General features: G+C 64.6%; 27 protein-coding genes and 4 tRNA genes. 18 read left to right on the top strand and 13 right to left on the bottom strand.

Going from position 1 to position 21496, the window contains the following annotated elements:
- Positions 1 to 585, bottom strand: a complete 585-nt coding sequence (locus G6N43_RS06860; RefSeq protein ID WP_083153718.1) for a TetR/AcrR family transcriptional regulator — start codon at positions 583 to 585, stop codon at positions 1 to 3.
- Positions 586 to 656: 71 nt separating this feature from the next.
- On the opposite strand from G6N43_RS06860, the gene G6N43_RS06865 reads away from it, so the two are divergent.
- The gene (locus tag G6N43_RS06865) at positions 657 to 1664 is read left to right on the top strand and encodes an oxygenase MpaB family protein (RefSeq protein ID WP_083153720.1); all 1008 of its coding nucleotides are present in this window, start codon (positions 657 to 659) and stop codon (positions 1662 to 1664) included.
- Between the two features lie 3 nt (positions 1665 to 1667).
- On the opposite strand, the gene G6N43_RS06870 is transcribed toward G6N43_RS06865, so the two are convergent.
- The gene (locus G6N43_RS06870) at positions 1668 to 2024 is read right to left on the bottom strand and encodes a DUF2510 domain-containing protein (RefSeq protein WP_083153722.1); all 357 of its coding nucleotides are present in this window, start codon (positions 2022 to 2024) and stop codon (positions 1668 to 1670) included.
- Between the two features lie 110 nt (positions 2025 to 2134).
- Here G6N43_RS06870 and G6N43_RS06875 point away from each other — a divergent pair, with 110 nt between their 5' ends.
- Positions 2135 to 3199, top strand: a complete 1065-nt coding sequence (locus G6N43_RS06875; RefSeq protein ID WP_083153724.1) for an amidohydrolase family protein — start codon at positions 2135 to 2137, stop codon at positions 3197 to 3199.
- 20 nt (positions 3200 to 3219) lie between these two features.
- Here the strand turns inward: G6N43_RS06875 and G6N43_RS06880 are convergent.
- From G6N43_RS06880 to G6N43_RS06890, 3 genes are all read right to left on the bottom strand, one after another.
- Positions 3220 to 3295 (bottom strand) — tRNA-Lys (locus G6N43_RS06880).
- A 114-nt stretch (positions 3296 to 3409) separates the two neighbouring features.
- Entirely contained in the window at positions 3410 to 4006 is a 597-nt protein-coding gene (locus G6N43_RS06885; RefSeq protein ID WP_163658032.1) for an RNA-guided endonuclease InsQ/TnpB family protein, read from the bottom strand.
- A 14-nt stretch (positions 4007 to 4020) separates the two neighbouring features.
- Complete coding sequence (locus tag G6N43_RS06890; protein ID WP_083153728.1) at positions 4021 to 4788, bottom strand: hypothetical protein; 768 nt, start codon at positions 4786 to 4788, stop codon at positions 4021 to 4023.
- Positions 4789 to 4995: 207 nt separating this feature from the next.
- Here G6N43_RS06890 and G6N43_RS06895 point away from each other — a divergent pair.
- From G6N43_RS06895 to G6N43_RS06905, 3 genes are all read left to right on the top strand, one after another.
- Positions 4996 to 5068 (top strand) — tRNA-Glu (locus tag G6N43_RS06895).
- 33 nt (positions 5069 to 5101) lie between these two features.
- Positions 5102 to 5178 (top strand) — tRNA-Asp (locus G6N43_RS06900).
- A 45-nt stretch (positions 5179 to 5223) separates the two neighbouring features.
- Positions 5224 to 5297: transfer RNA gene (locus G6N43_RS06905), tRNA-Phe, on the top strand.
- A 44-nt stretch (positions 5298 to 5341) separates the two neighbouring features.
- Here the strand turns inward: G6N43_RS06905 and G6N43_RS06910 are convergent.
- Positions 5342 to 6400 (bottom strand): tyrosine-type recombinase/integrase, encoded by a 1059-nt coding sequence (locus G6N43_RS06910; RefSeq protein ID WP_234810154.1) that lies wholly within the window; start codon positions 6398 to 6400, stop codon positions 5342 to 5344.
- Positions 6401 to 6518: 118 nt separating this feature from the next.
- The gene (locus tag G6N43_RS06915; RefSeq protein WP_083153732.1) at positions 6519 to 7004 is read right to left on the bottom strand and encodes a hypothetical protein; all 486 of its coding nucleotides are present in this window, start codon (positions 7002 to 7004) and stop codon (positions 6519 to 6521) included.
- Between the two features lie 110 nt (positions 7005 to 7114).
- On the opposite strand from G6N43_RS06915, the gene G6N43_RS06920 reads away from it, so the two are divergent.
- From G6N43_RS06920 to G6N43_RS06955, 8 genes are all read left to right on the top strand, one after another.
- On the top strand, positions 7115 to 7327 hold the full coding sequence (locus G6N43_RS06920; RefSeq protein WP_083153734.1) for a helix-turn-helix domain-containing protein: 213 nt from the start codon (positions 7115 to 7117) through the stop codon (positions 7325 to 7327).
- A gap of 149 nt (positions 7328 to 7476) precedes the next feature.
- Complete coding sequence (locus G6N43_RS06925; RefSeq protein ID WP_083153736.1) at positions 7477 to 7692, top strand: hypothetical protein; 216 nt, start codon at positions 7477 to 7479, stop codon at positions 7690 to 7692.
- 253 nt (positions 7693 to 7945) lie between these two features.
- Positions 7946 to 8311: a DUF2742 domain-containing protein gene (locus G6N43_RS06930; protein ID WP_083153738.1), complete on the top strand. Its 366-nt coding sequence runs from the start codon at positions 7946 to 7948 to the stop codon at positions 8309 to 8311.
- 2 nt (positions 8312 to 8313) lie between these two features.
- Positions 8314 to 10095 carry a hypothetical protein gene (locus tag G6N43_RS06935; RefSeq protein WP_083153816.1) on the top strand — a complete coding sequence of 594 codons (1782 nt, stop codon included), beginning with the start codon at positions 8314 to 8316 and terminating at the stop codon, positions 10093 to 10095.
- Positions 10092 to 10310 carry a hypothetical protein gene (locus tag G6N43_RS06940; protein WP_083153740.1) on the top strand — a complete coding sequence of 73 codons (219 nt, stop codon included), beginning with the start codon at positions 10092 to 10094 and terminating at the stop codon, positions 10308 to 10310. Before G6N43_RS06935 ends, G6N43_RS06940 begins: the two co-directional genes overlap by 4 nt.
- Before the next feature lie 188 nt (positions 10311 to 10498).
- Positions 10499 to 11632 carry a hypothetical protein gene (locus G6N43_RS06945; RefSeq protein WP_083153742.1) on the top strand — a complete coding sequence of 378 codons (1134 nt, stop codon included), beginning with the start codon at positions 10499 to 10501 and terminating at the stop codon, positions 11630 to 11632.
- Entirely contained in the window at positions 11629 to 11781 is a 153-nt protein-coding gene (locus G6N43_RS06950) for a hypothetical protein (RefSeq protein ID WP_163658034.1), read from the top strand. Before G6N43_RS06945 ends, G6N43_RS06950 begins: the two co-directional genes overlap by 4 nt.
- Before the next feature lie 427 nt (positions 11782 to 12208).
- Positions 12209 to 12694 (top strand): hypothetical protein, encoded by a 486-nt coding sequence (locus G6N43_RS06955; protein ID WP_133056562.1) that lies wholly within the window; start codon positions 12209 to 12211, stop codon positions 12692 to 12694.
- A gap of 234 nt (positions 12695 to 12928) precedes the next feature.
- On the opposite strand, the gene G6N43_RS06960 is transcribed toward G6N43_RS06955, so the two are convergent.
- From G6N43_RS06960 to G6N43_RS06975, 4 genes are read right to left on the bottom strand one after another with little or no spacing between them, the layout of a single operon-like run.
- A complete protein-coding gene (locus G6N43_RS06960) occupies positions 12929 to 13933 on the bottom strand; it encodes a synaptic vesicle VAT-1 family membrane protein (RefSeq protein ID WP_083153746.1) in 1005 nt (334 codons plus the stop codon).
- Positions 13934 to 13935: 2 nt separating this feature from the next.
- Complete coding sequence (locus G6N43_RS06965) at positions 13936 to 14721, bottom strand: MBL fold metallo-hydrolase (protein ID WP_083153748.1); 786 nt, start codon at positions 14719 to 14721, stop codon at positions 13936 to 13938.
- Positions 14718 to 15173 carry an ester cyclase gene (locus tag G6N43_RS06970; RefSeq protein ID WP_083153750.1) on the bottom strand — a complete coding sequence of 152 codons (456 nt, stop codon included), beginning with the start codon at positions 15171 to 15173 and terminating at the stop codon, positions 14718 to 14720. The genes G6N43_RS06965 and G6N43_RS06970 overlap by 4 nt, the downstream gene beginning before the upstream one ends.
- Positions 15174 to 15201: 28 nt before the next feature.
- Positions 15202 to 15693: a DUF2834 domain-containing protein gene (locus G6N43_RS06975; RefSeq protein ID WP_083153752.1), complete on the bottom strand. Its 492-nt coding sequence runs from the start codon at positions 15691 to 15693 to the stop codon at positions 15202 to 15204.
- A 70-nt stretch (positions 15694 to 15763) separates the two neighbouring features.
- Here G6N43_RS06975 and G6N43_RS06980 point away from each other — a divergent pair, with 70 nt between their 5' ends.
- From G6N43_RS06980 to G6N43_RS06990, 3 genes are read left to right on the top strand one after another with little or no spacing between them, the layout of a single operon-like run.
- The gene (locus G6N43_RS06980; protein ID WP_083153753.1) at positions 15764 to 16357 is read left to right on the top strand and encodes a TetR/AcrR family transcriptional regulator; all 594 of its coding nucleotides are present in this window, start codon (positions 15764 to 15766) and stop codon (positions 16355 to 16357) included.
- 49 nt (positions 16358 to 16406) lie between these two features.
- Positions 16407 to 17969 (top strand): phytoene desaturase family protein, encoded by a 1563-nt coding sequence (locus tag G6N43_RS06985; protein ID WP_083153755.1) that lies wholly within the window; start codon positions 16407 to 16409, stop codon positions 17967 to 17969.
- A gap of 45 nt (positions 17970 to 18014) precedes the next feature.
- A complete protein-coding gene (locus G6N43_RS06990) occupies positions 18015 to 18998 on the top strand; it encodes an NAD-dependent epimerase/dehydratase family protein (RefSeq protein ID WP_083153757.1) in 984 nt (327 codons plus the stop codon).
- A gap of 56 nt (positions 18999 to 19054) precedes the next feature.
- Here the strand turns inward: G6N43_RS06990 and G6N43_RS30395 are convergent, their stop codons facing one another.
- Positions 19055 to 19210, bottom strand: coding sequence for a hypothetical protein (locus G6N43_RS30395; RefSeq protein ID WP_165761885.1), 156 nt, complete (start codon positions 19208 to 19210; stop codon positions 19055 to 19057).
- Positions 19211 to 19230: 20 nt separating this feature from the next.
- Positions 19231 to 19584: a UBP-type zinc finger domain-containing protein gene (locus G6N43_RS06995; protein ID WP_083153759.1), complete on the bottom strand. Its 354-nt coding sequence runs from the start codon at positions 19582 to 19584 to the stop codon at positions 19231 to 19233.
- Positions 19585 to 19904: 320 nt separating this feature from the next.
- Between G6N43_RS06995 and G6N43_RS07000 the strand changes: the two genes are divergently transcribed.
- Both G6N43_RS07000 and G6N43_RS07005 read left to right on the top strand, forming a co-directional pair.
- Positions 19905 to 20669: an MlaE family ABC transporter permease gene (locus G6N43_RS07000; RefSeq protein ID WP_083153761.1), complete on the top strand. Its 765-nt coding sequence runs from the start codon at positions 19905 to 19907 to the stop codon at positions 20667 to 20669.
- On the top strand, positions 20666 to 21496 hold the full coding sequence (locus G6N43_RS07005) for an ABC transporter permease (protein WP_083153763.1): 831 nt from the start codon (positions 20666 to 20668) through the stop codon (positions 21494 to 21496). The genes G6N43_RS07000 and G6N43_RS07005 overlap by 4 nt, the downstream gene beginning before the upstream one ends.

Below are 21496 nucleotides of genomic sequence, written 5' to 3' on the forward strand. Positions count from 1 at the left end.
TCAGTAGCTCGATACCCGGCTCATCAGCATTTCCACGCAGTAGTCGATGAACTGCGCGCGCGTGGCCGCGAGCCTGCCGTCCAGGTAGGCGGTGAACAGCGCCGTCAGCGCACCAATCAATCCGGTGGCGACCATGGCTGCCTGGACGGGATCGGCGATGCGAGTCAGCTTGCGCTGCAACAGTTCTATGAAGCTGGGCATCCATGCGGCGCCGGACCGGGTCAGCACGGGTTCCTTCCCTGGCGCGAGCAGCAGCACGCGGCCGCGCGCCGGATCGTCGACCATCAGCTCGACGAACTGCTCGACGGCGTCGCGGGGAGTCTTGGCCGTTGTCAGCGCGGACATGGCGCGCGCGCAGACGTCGTCGTAGACCGCGCGGACGAACTCGTCGCGGTCGGTGAAGCTCTCGTAGAAGTAGCGCTCGGTCAGGCCCGCCGAGCGGCACACGCCGCGAACCGTCAGCGCGGGACCCTGCGGACCGCCGAGGTGTGCGACGCCCGCGGCGATCAGTTCATCGCGGCGTAATGCCTGACGGTCGGGCAGTGGCACACCGGACCACCGGCCCCGTCGTTGACCCGCGGGCACATCCCTCCTAGACTCAACTTTGACAACGACTGTAGTCAGAAATCTCTCTGACTGGATCGGAAGCTTCGTCAGTGACTCAAGATACGTCTGCGGTATGCCCCGTGACCAGGGAAACCGCACCGGTGGCAGCTGGGTGCCCGGTTTCGTCGGGTGGATATGACACCCTGCCCGAGCCGCTCGGCCCCGACTCGTTGACCTGGAAGTACTTCGGCAGGTGGACCGGAATGCTGCAAGGTCCGTGGGCCGGCTCGATGCAGAACATGCATCCGCAGCTGGGCGCCGCCGTGCAGCAGCACTCGATCTTCTTCATCGAGCGGATGCCGCGGCTCTTCCGGTCGGTCTATCCGATCGGGGGCGTGGTCTTCGACGGCGACCGCGCACCCAAGACCGGGGCGCAGGTGCGCGACTACCACATCGGGATCAAGGGCGTCGACGATCAGGGGCGACGGTACAGCGCGCTGAATCCCGACGTCTTCTACTGGGCGCATGCCACGTTCTTCAAGTCGACACTGCTGGCCGCGGAGTGGCTCGGCGGCGGCCTCACCGACGCTCAGCGGCGCCAGCTCTTCGACGAGCACATCACGTGGTACCGGATGTACGGCATGAGCATGCGGCCGGTACCGAAGTCGTGGGAGGAGTTCCAGGAGTACTGGGACCACATGTGCAACAACGTGTTAGAGAACAATTGGGCGGCGCGCGAGGTGCTCGATCTGTCGTCGATGCCGAAGCATCCGTCGTTGGAGTGGATGCCCGATTGGCTGTGGAAGCTTCAGATCGCAGTGATGCAGCGGTTCTTCAACTTCGCGACCGTGGGCCTGTTCGACCCGCCGGTGCGTGAGCTGATGGGCTACACGTGGTCGCCCCGTCAGGAGCGGCTGCACCGGCTGTTCGGCAAGACCGTGTACTGGGTCACCAAGTTCCTGCCGAAGCGGATGATGATGCATCCGCGCAAGCGCTCGGCGTGGGATCGAGCGACCGGGCGGCTACCCGCGGACGCGCCGCTGGTGGAAACGCCTGCACGCAACCTGCCGCCCGTCGAGTACCGCGACGACCCGCACTACTACAGCCCCAAGGTCTGACGACTAGCGCCGGACGACGTATCCCGTCCACATGGCGCCGTCGAAATACCTTAGTTGCCAACGGTTTTGCGGATCGGGAAACCAGCCGGCCTGAATCGGCGGGTAGCGGCCGAACACGCCCCGTTGGTCACCGGCCAGGCTCAGTCGGTATTCGTAGTCCGCGCGCGCACGCAGGCCCGCATCGCGGATGGCGAGAGCCTTCCTGCGGTGGTTGACGAACAGGAACAGTCCGACGATCGCTGAGATGGCGACGGCCTCATACCACCCGTTCGCGAGCCACCAGAACGTGATGAGCGCAGCCGTACCGGTGACGATGCGATGGCGTCGCCAGAACGGCCGTCCGGCCTGCTGGTAGAGCACACAGCGAGATTACTTGGTCGGCGGGCGCCCAGGTCGCTCGTCTTGATGAACCGCGCGCGTGGACCGGCCACCTGTGGCACGATCTTGAAACCCTTTCCTGCGGAGGTGGAATGCGTAAGTGGCTGGCCCTGTCGGCAGCGACAGCCACGGTCGCCGCCGCCTGTGCGTGGGCGGCACCTGCGCTCGCCGACGCGTGCTTCGATCGCAAGACCCAGCCGTACACCTCGGTGGTCGACAGCCATTTCCACCTTCGGCCGTTTGGCGGGCCGGGCATACCGCTGGCGGAGGTGGCCGACTACTGGCGCCAAACCGGCGTTCGCTACGTCAACATCTACGGCATCGGGCAGGTGCTGCCGGAGGGCTCGGCGTGCACGTATTACCTCCACTGCGTCGGCGCACCGGTCACGCCCAGCATGAAGAACGACGTCGAGAATGCGGAGGAGATCGCGCGGACCAACGTCGAGGGGGCCCAGCTCACCCTTTCGATGACGTTTCCCGATCTGGCCAATCCCGCAGGCATTCTCGACCAGATGCGTCAGCTCGACGAGGCATATCCGGGCAAGTTCAAGTGGATGGGCGAAGTCAACCTCATCAAGCAGGCGCTGTTCGGCAACCTGGCGCAACCGGCGGACCTCGGCGACATCGTTGCGTGGCGGCCGTTCATGGATGAACTCCTTCGGCGTGGCATGCCGATCGCCATCCACTCCGATCTGGGGAACGACGCGGAGCCGCTGAAGTACCTCTATCTGATGGAGGCCGCCCTGTCCCTCTACCCCGAGAACAAGATCATCTGGCCGCACATGGGGCTGTCCAACGAGCAGAAGAAGATGGACCCGGCGCTGCACATCGAGGTGCTCCGACGCCTCATGGACGAGCACCCGAACCTCTACTTGGACATCAGTTGGCGGGTCCTGCAGGACTCGTACTTCTCGAACGAGTCGATCAGGAATCAGTACGTGCCGTTCTTCGATCAGTACTCGGCCAGAATCATTCCGGGCACGGACTTCGTCGCGTCGAGAACAAAGGACTTCGCGGTCTACGCCGAGGAGCTCGACGTCACGAGTCAGATCAACAAGTACCTCAACGACAAGGCCTTCCGGGACATCGCGCTCGGGCAGAGCTATTTCGACTTGTTGGGGCTGCCCGAGCGCGCGCCGGAAGTGTGCCCGGAGTGACGAGGACGTCTTAGAGGTTTTGGTGCCCCCGCGGAGTTTCGATCTCCGTACCCGCGGATTAAAAGTCCGCTGCTCTTCCGAGTGAGCTACGGGGGCGGAGCCACTCTATCGGAGCGCTTATGGAGTTGTGCAAATCGGACCAACTGAGCTATCCAGCGTGCAGCCGACACGACTTCGCGTCGGGCACCGCCCTTCTCGGGCGCCCTCGATTCAAGCCGGGAATTCGGTGTGAATCTCGGTTCCCGCGTCATCCGAACTGTTTTCACCGTCACCCGTCAGGTAACGGTGGCCACACGTTCGTCCGCGGGCATTGGTGGCCCGGCCCGCTGCTCGGGGGTCCGGGGATCCGCTGGCGCCACGATGGTCCGCACCCCAGCGGGCCAGGTTGGCCGCAGCGTTGCAGTCGCGGTCAGCAGAGTATCCACATGCGCATTTGAACACTCGGTCGGCCAACCTGAGGTCGCCGCGGATGCTTCCGCACGCTGGGCAAAGTCGGCTGGAGGGGTACCAACGGTCGGCGATGACGAGCTCGCCGCCGCGCCAAGCCTGCTTGTACTGCAGGAGCCGGGCAAATTCTGCCCAACCCGCGTCGGAGATGGCGCGGGCGAGGCGACGGTTGGCGAGCATGCCACGCACGTTAAGGTCCTCGATGACGAGCTGGTCGTGCGTCTTGACCAGCAGCGTGGAAACCTGATGAAGGAAATGCCGCCGTACGTTCGCGACGCGTGCGTGGTGGCGCCTCAGTTTCGCTATGGCCTCTTGGTAATTCTTTGATCCTTTCTGTTTGCGTGCCAACGATTTAGCCAAGAGCTGTTGCTTTCTCAGTCCACCGTAAGTGCTTTGGGGGCGTGTGTGATCCGCGCGATCTCTCGACCGTCGGCGGTGGCCGCCACCAAGTACGCCGATAAACCCAGATCAACGCCGACCCATGCGCGAGTGTCGGTCGGGTCGTGGGGTTGATGCCTTTCGGCGAGGTGTAGCGCGGCAGCCTCCACGTTCAACGACACCCACCAGCGGCCCCCACGGTGGCTAACGGTGGCGAACAGAATCTTCGCGCGCCCCTTGTTGAGCATGCCTCGTAGGCGGCGGGTGTTGTCGTGCACACGTATCTGCCCGATGCCCGGCAGGGTGACCGACCGGGGGCGATTGTTGTCACCGACCCGGATGGGTGGCATTCGGCCGGCACGGTGCCTGTTCCGCATGCGGAACGACGGTGTGGAACCGGCTTTCTTCTTGAACTTCGGAAAGCCGACTTTCTTACCCCTCCGAGAACCGGAACGACACTGAGACCACGCGCTCAGCCCCTTGGACAGGTCTGCGGCCGCCTCCTCGAACACCTCTTGGCGCACTTCACGCCGCCATGGCAGGCCAGTCGCCACTATTTCTGCGACGCCGTCCAGGCCGACGGCGAAGACCCTGCCGGCATCGGCGGATCTCTTCCATGTGTTGAACGCGTTGATCAGATCGAAGCCGGTCCACGGCACCTCAGTGATGGGATCGGCTTTGCGGTCGGTCATTGCAGACTTGACGAGCGCCAGGCACTGGTTGAAACCGAACCGGGCCGCTCCCGCGTGCCGGGCCAGCGCCATACGCTGTTCCGCTGACGGTCGAGGCAGAACCTGAACGTCGTGTGCCGTGACATCACTGCTGAGGCTTCCACTAGCCTCCGACACTCCCGCGGAGCCGAGCTAGACCTCAGTGCGTGGGGCTCGTTTGAGGATTGGGGTGCCGGTGCCCTAAGCTATCGAAGCTCACAGCGTCATAGCGTTGCGAGTACCCCGGAGAGATTCGGCTGGGCCCCCTTCGTCTAGCGGCCTAGGACGCCGCCCTTTCAAGGCGGTAGCGCGGGTTCGAATCCCGTAGGGGGTACGCGCGGCGCACGTACGATGGAGCCGCAAGCAAGGCCCTGTGGCGCAGTTGGTTAGCGCGCCGCCCTGTCACGGCGGAGGTCGCGGGTTCAAGTCCCGTCAGGGTCGCCATTTTTTGGCGAGGCACTTTGGTTCTCGACATGGCCGGTGCCTTCCGGCCAGGTAGCTCAGTTGGTACGAGCGTCCGCCTGAAAAGCGGAAGGTCGCCGGTTCGATCCCGGCCCTGGCCACTTCAGAGGCTATTTTCGCCTTGGTATTCGACGCAAATCGTCGTTTATTCGTCTCTTATGCCGACTGCCCGGTCCAGCACATCGGCCACCTCGGTATGAACATGACCGCGTGACATGTAGACATCTTGGGTCATTGACGGGCGTGCGTGCCCCAGTTGGTCGGCCCCGATCCGCGCCGACAGGCCCGAGTCATCGATCAGGGTGGCCACCGTCTTGCGGAAGCTGTGTGAGCTGACATCGGGCAGATCGAGTGCGTCACGGACCTCGCGCCACTGCTTGCCGAAGTTGTCCGGGTCGCGCAGGGTGCCCGTCGAAGATGGGAAGATCACCCCGGCTGTCCCGGACCGCAGCGGGTCGCCCTTGCGTCGGTGCAGCGCGTCGATAGCGAACTGGGGGAGCGGTACGGATCGTTCGTCGCCGCCTTTGGTGAAGTCCTGGCGGACTAGGCCCTTGCCTTTCAGTCTGACTATGGACCCGGACACGGTGGCGACTCGGTTGTCGAGGTCAATGTCCTCCCATCGCAAGGCCAACAGTTCGCCGCGGCGGAGCCCGGTAGCGGCCAGCATGATCACGGGGTCGCGCAGATCCTTCTGCTGGCAGACCTCCGATGTCTCGACCGCGCCGAGCAGTCCTCGTACCTGGTCCATCGCGAGGCCAGGTGCCCCCTTGGCCCTCTTCTTCTCCGTCTTCTTCACTCGTCGCGGGGCAATCTCGCGCACCGGGTTCGTTCCAATCGCGCCGACCATGACGGCCTCGGTCAGTACCGAGTTCAACGCAACCTTTGTGTGACGCTCGCGTGTCGCGCCGTGGTCGCGTCGGATGCCCTTCAAGACCTCGTTCAGGAGCCCGGGGGTGGCCTCATTGACCCGAATCCCCGCAAACCTCGACCGCACAGTGTTGATTGTGGCTTCGTAGGTGTCGATGCTCTTAGGAGCCAAGTCGTCGTCTGCGCGGCAGCGTTCGATGTACCGGGTGAGCAGATCACCCATCAGTGCCGAGCCGGTGATACTGCCCGTCCCTGGCGGCCGGCGTTGGGCAATCGCATCCCACAGCGCGGCCTCCGCAGCGGCGCCATATTCATCTTGAACACCAGCGGGTGTCATACGCTCCAGTCGGCGCGTCACACCGTCGCGGTCACGATAACGACACCGAGCGACCCAAACATCCTTGGCCACTTGGACTCTCGCAATCTTGCCGTGCTGCCCGATACGCAGCGGCGGCCTACCCGCCATCTTTGGTGCTCCGATTGACGTTCCCCGCTTCGTTTTGCGCATCGAAAAACGCAAGCGAAGCCGATCGGGCCGCATCACGGGCAGCCTCTGCTGCCTTCAGAAGAGATTCGACTGTTTCTTCGTACCGCTTGAGGATCTCCTCGCTGATCCCGGAAAAGTTTTGGACTGCAGACAGTCTCGTTACCTCGTCGCCCGGTAGGTATTCGATCGTCAGCGCATTGTCTTGACCGTAAAGCAGTTGCAAGGGAGCAACATCTAGTGCCTTGGCAAGCACGACCAATTCATGCACGGCGAGGTACTTGCGACGGCCGTTCTCCAAATCTGCAATAACCGACCGGCTGACCCGGTAACCCAGTTCCGCGGTGCGATCCGATAGCCACTGTGCGGAGCGCGGTTCGCGCAGCCGAGCTATCTCGCGGGCTGCACGTGAGGCGTGGGCCTCCGCCCAGTCCTTCGGCTCCCAGTCTTGTGGCATGACACGCAGGGTAGTCGAGTACTTGCGGGAATTCACGCGACACAGCTAGTCTGAGTGGGACAACTCAGCATGCCTTACGACATGTGTAGATCTACGCAAAGGAGAACAGGATGACGCTGCTGCCCTCATCAGGCCAACAGTCCGACCCGTGGCTCACTCGATCCGAGGTAGCCCATCGCCTACAGATCCCCGAGAAGACGTTGGCTCAGTGGGCCAGCCAACGGAAGGGGCCGCCGTACCGGCGCTTCGGTCGTCACACCAGGTACAAGCTGTCCGATTGCATCTTGTGGGAGAACGCGCAGGCGGCCGGCGGCGCCGCCTGATGCGCACCTACCCCGAACACGAAGATCTCGGTCTCGACCCCAAGGCGGACCGGACCGAGGACCTTCGGGTCGGAAAGAGCGAATCCCCCGGGGCTGCCACCCCGAGGGATTCCGTAACCCGTCACTCACCAAGAGATCTAGGAGCCTCCATGATGACACATACTCAGCGTCTCGACGACGCCGTGAATCGGATCGACCTGATCCGTGCAGACATCAACGCGGTGATCCGCGACCTACCCGAGAACGTCCCGATGCTCGCCCTCGTCGACGTCGTCAACTCGTTATGGAATCTGCGCAACGCCTCCGTCCTACTCAATAAGGCCACCGAAACCCTGGAAGCCGCCGCCGAGGAGGTGCAGCAATGAGCAACCTTGCGACAAAATTCGACGAAGCCGTAGCCGGATGGGACGACCAAATTCCATGCGTGTGGGAAACCGATTCGGGTAGGCCTTGCCGACGCGCAGCCCGGTGGTTCCTCGACATCCACGGCTGCATGCGAGGAACCCTGTGCGGGCACCACTTTCGGACCTGGCAGCGCGACAACTACGGCTGCACGCTCTGTCCGCACTGCGGTGTCGACTTCCCTAGCTTCGCCGATATATATACGGCGCGAAAACTATGACCGGCAACATCGACGCGGTAACCCGCTCCCAGTCGGGGGCGGGTTATCCCGCGAGCCAACAGGTGAGCTGGTACGAGACGTACATCTACGCATCGAATATCGCTGCACAACAGGGTGTATCGCTAGATTCGGTCTTACCGATCGCTGGTACAGCGCAGTGGTGCGGGTTGTCCGACGATGATGCCCGCAAGCTGCTGGCCCTGATCCTCGGCGGGGTCCGAGAAGCGTTGAACCACGACGTCGAACAAGAGCGTCGTGCTGATGCTGCCCGCGAAATACGATGCGCCGGGCAATGGTCGGCGCTCGCGGGGCGTATCCGATCGGGTCGCGGCGGCGCCTATATTCCGAGAAAGGCTTCGTGAAGGTGTCCGACGACGAATTCTTCAACGCAACCCCGGAATTGGCGACGATCCGGGCGTGGGCCAGGGCAAGGTATGCCGCACCCTGGGCGGTGTTTGGTGCCGTCCTGCTGAGGGTGGCCGCCAGCACCGGCCCCGACGTGCAGCTCCCCGGCTTGATCGGTGGCCGCGCAAGTCTGAATCTGTTGGCCGCGTTCGTGTCCCCGTCCGGGGGCGGCAAGGGTATCAGCGACAAGGTGTCCCGCCTGGCGTGGCCTACGCCGATCGTGGAACGCCCGATCGGCTCTGGGGAGGGCATCGCTGCCACCTTCATGCCGCCGAAAAAGGAAGGCCAGCAGCCGATCATCTCGGCGATCTTCAACGTCCCCGAGATCGACACCTTGGCCGGATTGGCGTCAAGGCAGGGTTCTATCCTGCTCGCTCAGCTCAAGAGTATGGCGATGGGTGAACTGCTAGGCCAGTCCAACGCCAGCGACGCGACCACCCGGATCGTGCCGGCGCACTCGTACCGTTGCTGCCTGTCGGTGGGCGCCCAACCGGGCCACACCGGCGTCCTTTTCGACGACACCAGTGGCGGTACCCCGCAACGGTTTCTGTGGTTCCCGACGACCGACCCCGATATGCCCGCTGATCGGGCAGCCGACCCCGACCCCTTGAACACCGCGCTGCCGCACTGGAAGCCAGGAGCTGACGGTGTTGTGGAGATCGCCTACGGCCCCGACGAGATCGCCCAGACGGTGATCAACGCTCACCTGGCACGCCAGCGTGGTGACGCCGATGCCCTCGATGGGCACCGGCTGCTGACGCGGGTCAAGGTGGCCGCTGTCCTTGCGATCCTGCACCATCGCAGCGTCGTCTCCACAATGGACTGGCAGCTTTCCGCCACCGTGATGGCGATGTCGGATCAGACCCGCGAATGGCTCCTTGAAGCCGCACGCCGGGCCGCCAGGGCAAAGGTCCGCGACCGTGCGATCGCCCGCGCTGTCGGCGAGGAGTACTACGACGCCAGCCGTCTGGAAACCGTCAAGCGCAGCCTTATACGAATGCTGGAACGCGACGGCGAACAGGCCGGGGGTGACCTTCGTCGCCGTCTCGGCAAGCGGGAGAAGCGTGACTTGTTCGATCAAGCCATTGCTTTGCTGGAGACCGAGGGTTTGGTGTCCGTGCGACCCGGAGAGCACAACAGCGTGCGGTATCGCATCGGGTCACCCGTGACTAATCGGGTCACCCCTCAAAACAGCAGCTCAGATGGGGTGACCTGGGAGGTCACCCGTGACCACTCTGCCACCGTCACCGAGCTGGATACCCGCAGGTCGCAGGATTCGGAGCGTCCGAAGCTGACGGGCCGCGAGTGGCTTGCCCAACATCTTGCCGAGCTGCGAGCCGCTGGCCATACCACCGCTCAATCATTTGCTGTGCTCGATGCTGGGGAGGCCGCTGGATTCGCACGCCAGACGATCCGGGTCGCCGCAAGCGACAGCCCCGACGTGACCGTGGTCGGGCGTAAAGGCAAGATCGCGATCTGGGACATCACCGGGGCGGACAAGGACAAGCACCAAGGCGCGGTGGCGTGGACAGCAAACTACATCGAGGCGCTCGCCCGTGACGGCATCGGTGTCGTCGACAAAGAGAAGTTCCGCGCTGCAGCCACCGCTGCGGGGTATTCGTGGACCTCGGCCCGCCACGCCGCTACCGAATCCGAACGCATCGAATCCGTGCCCGGTACCGGCTCGACGACCATCTGGCACATCGTCAACTACACCACCGACCAAGAGGACGCATCATGACCAGTGAATCTGAACGCCTGCACGCTTTCACCCGCATGCTGTGGGACGTCGCGGAGATGCTGCGGTTGAAGGGCCGCACCGAGGCCGCCGACGTCGTCCACGCCGAGGCTGTGCACTTCGCCGCCGAGCGCGATATTGCCCGCGCGATGGCCGACGCCGCTGAGGAACTCGACAACCCGATCGTTTCGGAGGATCTCGGGCAGCTTGACGACTGATATGATTATGTGACAACCGAATCGGAGTAGCGGCGCGATCGGAGGGCGACACCCACGGCGCGCATGGGCGAAACGCAAACCGAATATTGCCGGTAGGGCGACACCCGCCGGAGTCAGCGACACAGGGTTAAACGCTGTGTACGTCAACGTAATTCACACCATTTACGGACTCCGAAAGGGAAGCCACAATGAAATCTCTCGCGACAGAACTCATCGAGCGCCGCGCCGCGCTCATCATCCAGGCCCGCAGCATCGCCCAGAACGGCGTTGACGAAAAGCGTGACCTGACCGAGGGCGAACAGACCGCGTTCGACGGCCTCGTTGCCCAGGCCAACGAACTCGAGGCCCGCGCCAAAGCCATCTCCGACGGCGAAAAGGCCGCCCACGAACTCGACGAATCGTTCCGATCGGTCACCGGGGCATACCCAGGGCAGCCCACCGCCGCCGGATGCCCGTCGCTGCTGGTGTCCCGCGACAACATCACCAAGCACGCCGAAGCGCTGCACGAAGGCCGCGTATTCGGCGTTGTCGAAGAGGCCCGCGCCCTGGTGCAGGTCAACCCGGCCGCCTCCAGCGCATTGGGTGGACCGCAGGCGTGGGCGCAGGTCGGTCCCCGTGAACCCATGCATCTGATCAGATTCGCCGGGATCCCCGTGCAGACTTTGACCGGTGTGGCCGCGGTGATGCCCACCTTCACCCTGCCGGCCAGCACCGCAGGCGTGAACGAGTCCACCGCGCACGGCGAGTACGACACCGTCGTGGATCTGCCCCTAACGGCGCTGCGGTACGGCCGCTGGACCTCCGTCTCAGCGGCTGCATCCCAGTTCGACAACCTCAACGGCATCGCCAACCTGCATTCGGTCGGCATCGCCAAAGACCTCGACAAGAAGGTCATCGGCGATATCCAGACCGCCGCGGGCGCCCCAGTCGCCTATGCCGCCGACATCGCCGGAAACGTGCGCGAGAGCTTGCTCACCGTCGCGGCGAACGTGCTCGCCACACCCGAACACCTCGTCATCGTCGGCACCCCCGCCGACATCGCGTTACTGGGCGACACCACACCGGCCAACGGACCCGACGTCGGATCAGTCGCCGTGCGGTTCAACGGAGCCCGCATGTACGCCACAGGCGAAGCCAACGCCGGTCAGGTGACCATCTTCGCCCCGAGCGCATTCTTGGTCTTCATGTCGCAGCTGCAAAGCGCGAGCACGATCGACCCCAAAGACGGGTCGAACAGCTTCGGCAGCTGGCTGCACTCCACCGGCGCCGGACAGGGACTCACCGGGTCCGCGCAGGCCGTCGAAGTGGTCGACGAGTCTTGACCCACGATCACGTCCGTTACGGGCGCGGGCTCCCCGTCGAGGACGGGTTGCCCGCACCCGACGGCCACGCCGAAGACCTCGACCACCGATCCCAATCGTGGACGGCCGCGATCGCCCAGCACATGAAGCGCTGGCTGGGAGGCGACTAACAGACCGAGATCGGGAGCGCGGGGCGTCAAAGCCTTCCGCTTGCATGGTGCAACCTCTTCGGGCCAAGGCGTAGCCACGACCGCACACAACGTGCGCGAGCTGCGACCTGCGCCCCCGCCCCCGAACTCATCCAGCAAACATCGTATGACCGCGACGCCATAACTCGCACCCATGGAGCCAGAAGCCCAATAACCGCAGGTCAAAGGGATGCCTCTTTCAGTCCGAAGCGCGATAAGCCACTGACCAGCGTTTTTAGGGTGGAGGACGCCTGACCCTTGTGCCACAGTCAGGCATATATCCCCGAAGTTTTTCCACAACCACCACCCCGCAGCAAACATTTGTACCCCGTATACACCGCGACAGATGCCTGTGCCACTCAAAAGAATCGACACCACTTACTCCGACTTCTCCGATAGCGTTTTGATCATGAATCCACAGCCGCTGAATGACGTCTTGGAAGCCCTCAGTAGGTCTCTAGAACTCGATCACGGGGGGGTTACACGCCCACAACAGGCTCAGATCACACATGCCATCGCGACGGTGATCAATGGCCGCCCGGACGCTTCGGTGAGTCTTCGCCGAGACGGTGGGCTTCGTCTTCACGATGTGTATTGGGTGAGGGACAGCATGTTCGGGTGCGTTCAGGTGGACCGTCCCGCCGACAGCAGTTCGACCGTCCCTGTGTCGGGCTGGGTGCGACCGTTGTCGTCGATTGAACAGATCGACATCGAGACAGAGGTCGTTGCCCATCCTGTGATGGGTTCGCACATTGAAGTGAAGCTGAAGATCACGATTCATTGGTCCGCCACGCCCGAGGACCCCACGGTTCTTGATTCGACGGGCAGCATCAGCGCTCACGTCCGACTGGACCTGGAGAACCTGATCCAGGCGGTGCTCGCCGCGCACATCTGACGCTTATTCGTCTGATATACCCGCGACACGCCGAGAATCGTCGACAACCAATCGGAACGTTGAAGTTGCGAATCATGTAGACACACAGACGTATTCACAATCCTTGCGGCGTGTCGAGAATCGTCGACCTAAAAGCGGAAGGTCGCCGGTTCGATCCCGGCCCTGGCCACCTCAAGGCGGTTTCCGCCGCACTTCTCTTCACCCCTCCATATTGGTACGGCGACGTACCAGAAGTCAGGGGACCAGCACGACCTTGCCGACGTTCTCGCGTGCGGCGAGGATGCGATGGGCCTCGGCCGCGTTGTCGAACGGCACCGCGGCGTGCACCACCGGAGACACCACACCGTCGGCCAGCGCCTCCTTCAGCGGGCCGATCCACGGTTCGAGGGTGCCGCGGTCATCCCATAGCGCCAGCATGTTCAGCCCGATGACCGCCTTGGACTCCGAGAGCTGTTTGGTCAGGTTGAACCCGCGCAACATCGGCAACAGCTGCGGTAGCGCGGTACGCAGGGACCGCTTTTCGCCCTGCTGCAACGCCGAGATGCCGTACGCCACCAACCTGCCGCCGGGCCGGAGCAGGTTGTACGACCGGCGCAGTGACGCGCCGCCGATCGCGTCGAGCACGATGTCGTACGGCGGAAGGTCCTTCCACCATCCGTCGCGCCGGTAGTCGATGGTCCGGTCGACGCCCATCTCGGCCAGCTTTTGATGCTTCCCCGGCGATGCCGTGCCATGGATCTCGACTCCCGCCGGTTTGGCCAGCTGGATCGCCGCGATACCGACCCCGCCCGCCGCCGCGTGGATGAGGATCCGTTCACCGGTACGCAGCGATCCGTACCCGTAGAGCGCCGCCCATGCGGTGGCGTAATTGACCGGCACGGCCGCACCCTGCTCGAACGAGAGGGTCTGCGGCAGCGGCACCGTATCGGCGGCCTTGACGTTGACGATCTCGGCGTAGCCGCCGAAACGCGTTCCCGCCAAGACCCGTTCGCCGACGCGCGCGGCATCGACTCCCGCACCGACTGCCTCGATGGTGCCCGACACCTCGTAGCCGACGACGCACGGCGTCTTCGGGGCGTCGGGGTACAGGCCGACCCGGGCGAGATGGTCGGCGAAGTTCACGCCCGCCGCGCGGACGGCGACACGCACCTCGCCGGACGCCGGCGGCGGGGGATCGGGCCGTTCCTGCACCTTGAGCACCGAGAGATCGCCGTGCTTGGTGATGACGACCGCACGCACGGCTACGCCGTCGCCTTCGCCTGCTCGAGCAGCGTCGCGTCGTGGGCGCAGACCATCAACAGGTCGGGCTCCTGGCGCCGGTACAGCTCGGTGAGGCGAGCGTGGTTGTCCGCCACCTTCTTTCGGTCGAAGGCAAGCAGAGGCTCGATGATTTTGATCGGGCGCGGGACCTTCGCATGCCCGTCGAGGGTGCCGTGGTGGTAGAAGGAGTCGCCGCAGTGCAGCACCCAGCGGTGTCCGGCGTCGACGGCGATGCACGCGTGGCCCCGCGTGTGGCCGGGCAGCGATATCAGCACGATTCCCGGTGCGATCTCGTCGAGTTCCTTGGCGGCGGCAAAGCCCCGCCACTTCTCCCCGGCGGGATCGTGCTCGACGAGCTTGGGACCGTGTGCCCATTGAGCGGCGCGGAAGCGGGTCTTCTCCCGGAAGGTTGGTTCGCGCACCGCGCCGAGCACCTCGGCGGCGGTCACGTGAATCTGCGCATCGGGAAAGTCGGAGATTCCGCCGATGTGGTCCATGTCGAAATGCGTGACGACGATGTGGCGCACGTCGTCTCGCGTGAACCCGAGGCGCTCCACCTGGCGCATGGCAGTTTCGTCGTGGTCGAACGTCGGGTTGAAGACGTGGCGCGTCGGCCCGATCCGGGCGTGGTGGTCGCAGTCCTGCGAGCCGAATCCGGTGTCGACGAGGACCAAACCGTTGTCGGTCTCGACGAGCAGGACGTGGCAGACGATCCTCGGGGCGCCGTAGGGGTTCATCGTCCCGCAGTTGAGATGGTGGACCTTCACAGCTCACCCGTTCCCACCATGGCCAGCAGCTCACCGCGTCCGATCTGCGTGACCAGGCTGGCCGAATCGAAGTAGATGCGCTCGTTGGTGATGCGGTCGCCCTCGAAGGTGAACACCGCGATGATCGGCACCCGGAAGGCCTTGCCTGTCGGCGGCAGTCCGTAGAACTCACCGAGATTCGTTCCCAGCAAGTCGAATTCGACGATGACGGCGTCGTCGGCGACATGGCAGCGGACGTTGTCGTGGCGCTGGTCCGGGAAGGCGGTTCGGGTGGTCAGGTAGTAGCCCATGACCTCGTCGTCGCCGTCGAACACCTGGCCCGTGGCCATGATCTCGTAGTGCGGATGGCCGTTAAAAGTGGCCAGGGTGCGGTCGAACTCCTTGGTCACCTCGGTGTCCATGTGTTCTCGGATCACCGCGAGGCGGCGGTCACGCAGATCGTCGGAGATCATCCGTGAACTGTATGCCGCCGCGTAGGTGTCAGACCGCGGATTGAAGTGCCCCGAGCTGTTGGTGCCGGTGCTGGCGCTCAGCTGCGGCGAGGTAGGCCGCCCACGCGAACGCCGAGCTCGCGAACAGGATGAACCCGCAGAAGAGCCAGGGGTGTTTGATGCCGCGCCTGCGCCCGTCGATGATCGACCACACCGGGAACAGCAGGACGCTCATGACGGTGTAGTCCTGGCTTGCCGAGCTGGCGGCGGAGTTCGCATATCCGAGCGTGATGAACTCCCACCAGCTGCCGGGGCCCCAGATGAAGTTGTGCAGGCCGCCGTGCGGCGCGTAGTCGGCCACGTACTGATGGTTGAAGTAGTAGCCGAGCACGACCGTCGCGATACCTGCGACGTAGTAGAAGAGTTCGAGGCCGGTCACCTGCGGTCCGGAGGAGTAGCGCCCGAAGATCGCGGTGTTGGTCTTGACGATGACGGCCATCGTCGCGAATGCGAGGACAAGGTGGACGATCAGCGAAACCATGGGAGCAGTGTCCCACCGGCATCCGAAGTTTTGTCAATAATGACATAACTGTGTGCGGTAGTTTCTCACCATGGTCCGGCCCGCCCAGACGGCACGAAGTGAGCGCACCCGCGAGGCGCTGCGCCAGGCCGCCGTGGTGCGGTTTCTGGCCCAGGGTTTCGAGGAGACGTCGGCCGAGCAGATCGCCGCCGACGCCGGAGTCTCGCTGCGCACGTTCTACCGGCACTTCGCGTCCAAACACGACCTGCTGTTCGCCGATTACGCTGGCCTGCAATGGTTTCGGTCTGCGCTGGCCGAACGCAATCCCGACGAGTCGATCATCGATGCGGTGCATTCGGCGATCATGGCGCGGCCGTACGACGACTGGGCCGTCGCGCAGACGGCCGCGCTGCGCGCCCAGGAAATCGAACCCGACCGGATCGTCCGGCACATCCGGCAGGTCGAGGCCGATTTCGCCCAGGCCATCGAGCAGCACCTCACCGAGGTCGACCCGCCCGCGCCGGGCACCGACGAACGCATGCGGATCGCGGTCACCGCACGGTGCATCGCGGCGGCGGTGTTCGGCGCGATGGAGGTGTGGATGCTCGGTCAGGAGCGCTCGCTGCCCGAGTTGTCGCGGCTGACCCGGGAGGCGCTGGACACGCTCGCCAAGGGGATCAGCTGAAAGTTTTGTCAATATTGACAAAACGTTGGCCGCATGCCAGCCTCAGCCCATGACGGACTTCGATGCGATCGTCGTCGGCGCGGGACACAACGGACTGACCGCCGCCGCACTGCTGCAGAAGGCGGGGCTGCGCACGCTCTGCCTCGACTTCAAGCTCTACGCCGGTGGGATGGCCTCCACCGTCGAGTTGTTCGACGGCTTTCACTTCGAGATCGCCGGGTCGGTGCAGATCCCGACGTCGGCGGTCGTCAGCCGCGAGCTCGGGCTCGACGAGTTGCCGACGGTCGACCTCGACGTGATGTCGGTGTCCCTGCGTGGTGTCGGCGACGAACCGCTCGTCTACTACACCGACCCGATGAAGCTGATGACCCACATCAACGAGGTGCACGGCGCCGAGGCCGTCAACGGGATGGCGGGTCTGATGGCGTGGTGTCAGGCGCCGACCCGCGCGCTCGGGCGGTTCGACGCGGGCCAGCCGCCGAAGACACTTGACGAGATGTACGCCTGTGCGACAAACGAATTCGAACGCTCGACCATCACCGATCTGCTCTTCGGCTCGGTCACCGACGTGATCGACCGGTATCTGCCGGACAAGGAGAAGCACGGCGCACTGCGCGGCATGCTCTCGCTGCTGGCGTGCAACACCACCTACCGTGGGCCCGCGACACCCGGCACCGCGGCGGCGCTGGCCTACGGATTCGCCGTCCCCGACGAGAACGCGCTGCTGGTCAAGAAGCTCAAGGGCGGCATCGGTGCGCTGACCTCACATCTGTGCGACGTGTTCACGTCCAACGGCGGTGAGTTGCGGCTGCGCGCCAAGGTCGAGGAGATTCAGGTCGTTGACGGCCGCGTGGGCGGAGTCCGGCTGGAGGACGGCTCCGTCATCACCGCACCGATCGTGATCTCCGGTATCGCACCGGATCTCACGATCAACGGGATGGTCGACCCCGCCGCGGTGCCCGCCGATATCCGGGAACGCTTCTCGCGCCAGGACCACCGCGGCAGCTACCTGCAGATGCACTTCGCGCTCGACGGCATCCCGGAATTCGCGGCGCCCTACGAACTGCTCAACGACCCCGCGATGCAGTCGAACATCGGAATCTTCTCCACTCCTGAGGAATTGCAGCAGCAGTGGGAGGACTGCAGGCGCGGCGTCGTGCCCGCCGACCCGTCGATCGCCCTGCAGATTCCGTCGGTCAACGACCCTGGTCTGGCGCCGGCGGGCAAGCATGCGGCGTCGGCGTTCTCACTCTGGTTCCCGATCGAGGAATCGGACAAGAGCTACGGCGAGATGAAGGCCGAGATGGGGCAGCGGGTGATCGACAAGATCACTCGACTCGCCCCGAACTTCGAGAGCCTGATCCTCAAGCACACCACGTTCACCCCCAAGCACATGGGCACCATGTTCGGGGCGCCCGGCGGAGACTACTGCCACGGGCTCATCCACCCGGATCAGATCGGGCCCAATCGGCCGGGTCCGAAAGGCTATGTCGATCAACCGATCCCGATCGACGGACTGTACCTCGGCAGCGCCGGATGCCACGGCGGCCCCGGTATCACGTTCGTCCCCGGTTACAACGCGGCGAAGCAGGCGCTGGCCGACGCGTCGTAGGGACAGGCGCGTTTTCGATCCGCCGCGGACGGGCATCCAAGCGACATGGGGCTCACCGTCGCGGTCACCGGTCCAACGGGCGAGATCGGCATCTCGGCGGTCACCGCACTGGAACGTGATCCCGGCGTCGACCGCATCATCGGCATGGCGCGCCGGCCGTTCGACCCTGCGGCGCAGGGCTGGACCAAGACCGAGTACCGGCAGGGTGACATCACCGTGCGCGATCAGGTCGACGAACTGGTCGCCGAGGCCGACGTCGTCGTCCACCTCGCGTTCATCATCATGGGATCGCGCGAGGAGAGCAGTCGCATCAATCTCGCGGGCACCCGCAACGTCTTCGAGGCGACCGTGGCTGCCCAACGGCCCCGCCGGCTGGTCTACACGTCGTCGGTGGCCGCCTACGGCTATCACTCCGACAATCCCGTGCCGATCACCGAGGACGTGCCACCGCGTGGCTCGCCCGAGCACTACTACTCCGAGCAGAAGGCCGCGTGCGAAGCCGCGCTGAAGGACATCGTCGGGGGCTCGTCGCTGGAGGTCTACGTGCTGCGCCCGTGCATCGTCGCCGGGCCCAAGGCGCACGCCCTCGCGGACGCGATGCCGTGGACTCAGCTGCCTAGACCTGTGAAGCGCGTGACGAATGCACTGCCACTGTTCAAGCCGCTGCTGCCGGATCCGGGGATCCCGCTGCAATTGGTGCATCACGACGATGTCGCCTTGGCGATCGCCTTGGCCGCGACGACCTCAGCTCCTCCTGGCGCCTACAACTTGGCCGGGGATGGAGTGGTGTCGATCTCTGAGATCGCGGACGAACTCGGGGCCCGACCGGTTCCGGTGCCGAAGGCCGCCGCAACGGTCGCGTCGGAGGTCATGGCCAGGCTTCCGTTCGTTCCATCGGCGCTGGAATGGCTGCATGCCAGTCGCACGTCGGTTGTCATGGACACATCCAAGGCGAAAGCACAACTGGGGTGGACACCGAAACACACTGCGGCCGAGACGCTGTCGGCGCTCGCGAACAGCCTTCACTGACGGGTTGATCGCCTGCACGTGGTGCGTGGGATCAACCCGTCAGCGGAGCACAGACGCTAGGTCGCGGGACCGCTCGGCGTCGCGCCGCCCTCGTCGGACCAGTCGACGCCTTCGCCGCCCCGAGCCGGGTCGCTTTCGACGTCGTCGCCTGCCTTCGAGGAGCCGATATCCGTTTCGGCGGTTTCGGGCTTGTCCGCGTTGCTTTTCGTCATGCCCGCCCGAGTACCCAAACTCAGTCGCGTCGACTCCGAAGCTGAACCATCCAGTCCTTGGGCACCCGATTCGCCGGGCCTGGGGCGGGCTGGTCCTCGGGATGATTGTCGGGCGGCGCGAGCTTCGGGCCGTCGTAATAGGAGTTGGTGTCGTAGTTCCAGAACCAGTCTTCGCCCGGTTCGAACGAGCGGATGACGGGATGCCCGGTGCTGCGCCAGTGTGCCGTGGCGTGGCGCGCCAACGAGTCGTCACAGCAACCGATATGCCCACACGCGGCGCAGCGGCGCAGATGCACCCACCAGCCGCCGACCTCATCGCACTCCACGCACCCGGTGCCGCTCGGCGGAACGGTCGGGTCGACGGCGTCGCTCATAGCCGTTGAGCCTACCGATTTCGGCGGCTTTCGCGGGCAAGCATTAAATTCAGCAAGATTCGATCTTGGTGAGCGAAACCAAATGTGTTGAGTCAGCCTGCGAATTGCCGGAATTGACGGCGATGTTCGTGCACGGGCATGCGTTGACAGCTAATCAGTGCTCTCCTACCGTTCGCCGAAAGCTGACGACGATGGGAATGCAGGTGGGGTCCGCAGGGAAGTGCTCGCGCATCGCGGCGATGTCGCCGCCGTCGTCGTGGTGCGTGTGTGCCGCTCGGCGAAAAAGGTAGCCCCGTGCCGCAATCTCTGGGTTGCCGGCCATGACGGAGGTGGCCTGGTCGAAGCCCGCGCTCGCGGTGGGCGATTTCGTCGTGCTGTCCGGCGAGACCTTCGCCGCGATGTTCCGCAGGCCGTTCGCCTGGCGTGAGCTGATCGAGCAGATCTGGTTCGTCGCGCGGGTGTCCATCGTCCCCACGCTGGTGCTGTCGATTCCCTACACCGTGCTGATCGTGTTCACGTTGAACATCGTGCTGATCGAGGTCGGTGCCGGTGACCTGTCCGGGGCCGGTGCGGCGCTGGCGTCGGTCACACAGGTCGGTCCCGTGGTCACTGCGATCGTCGTGTCCGGCGCGGGGGCGACCGCGATGTGTGCCGATCTGGGCGCAAGGACCATTCGCGAGGAGATCGACGCCATGAAGGTCATCGGCGTCAATCCCGTACAGGCGCTGGTGGTGCCGCGGGTGATCGCGGCGACTTTCGTTGCGCTGATGCTCTATTCGGTGGTCGCGGTCGTCGGGCTGACGGGCAGCTACTTCTTCGTCGTCTTCGTCCAGGACGTCACACCGGGTGCCTTCGTCGCGGGGTTGACGTTGTTGACCGGCCTGCCCCAGGTGATCGTCTCGTTGGTCAAGGCGCTGCTGTTCGGGCTGTCGGCCGGCCTGATCGCCTGCTACAAGGGCCTGCACGTCGGCGGCGGTCCGACCGCGGTGGGCACAGCGGTCAACGAGACCGTCGTCTTCGCCTTCATGGCGCTGTTCCTCATCAATATTCTGGCCACCGCGTTCGGTGTGAAGGTCGCGCCGTGACCGAGCTTGCGCACGGGTCCTCGTCTCGGCTCGTCGGCGCTATCCGCAGGCTGGGGGAGCAGACCGCGTTCTACGGCCAGGCGCTGGCGTCCACGCCGGATGCGATCCGGCGCTATCCGACGATGGTGCTGCGCCAGATCGCGGGCATGGGGATCGGCACCGGCGCGCTGGCCGTGATCGGTGGCACGGTGGTCATCGTCGGGTTCCTGACGCTCTCCACCGGGGCGCTGATCGCCGTGCAGGGCTACAACACGCTGTCCAACGTCGGCATCGAAGCGCTCACCGGTTTCCTCGGCGCCTTCCTCAACGTCAGGTTCATCGCCCCCGCCACCGCGGGCGTCGCGCTGGCCGCCACCATCGGCGCGGGCGCCACCGCGCAGATCGGCGCGATGCGCATCAACGAGGAGATCGACGCGCTCGAGGTGATGGGCATCCGGGTCATCACCTATCTGGCGTCGACCCGCATCGTCGCCGGGGTGGTGGCGGTCATCCCGATCTACACCGTCGCGGTGCTGATGTCGTTTCTGGCCACGCGCTTCGGTACGACGGTCGTGTACGGGCAGTCGGCGGGCGTCTATGACCACTACTTCTCGTCGTTCCTGCATCCGACGGATCTGCTGTGGTCCTTCGTGGAGGCGTTGGCGATGGCCGCCGCTGTCATGGCGGTCCACACCTACTACGGCTACACCGTGACCGGTGGCCCCGCCGGTGTCGGTGACGCGGTCGGCCGTGCCGTGCGCATGTCGATCACCGCGGGCGTCTTCATCCTGTTGACCATCACGCTGTCCGTCTACGGTCAGTCCGGCAATTTCCACCTCTCGGGGTGA

It is taken from the genome of Mycolicibacterium moriokaense (assembly GCF_010726085.1).
Taxonomy (GTDB): domain Bacteria; phylum Actinomycetota; class Actinomycetes; order Mycobacteriales; family Mycobacteriaceae; genus Mycobacterium; species Mycobacterium moriokaense.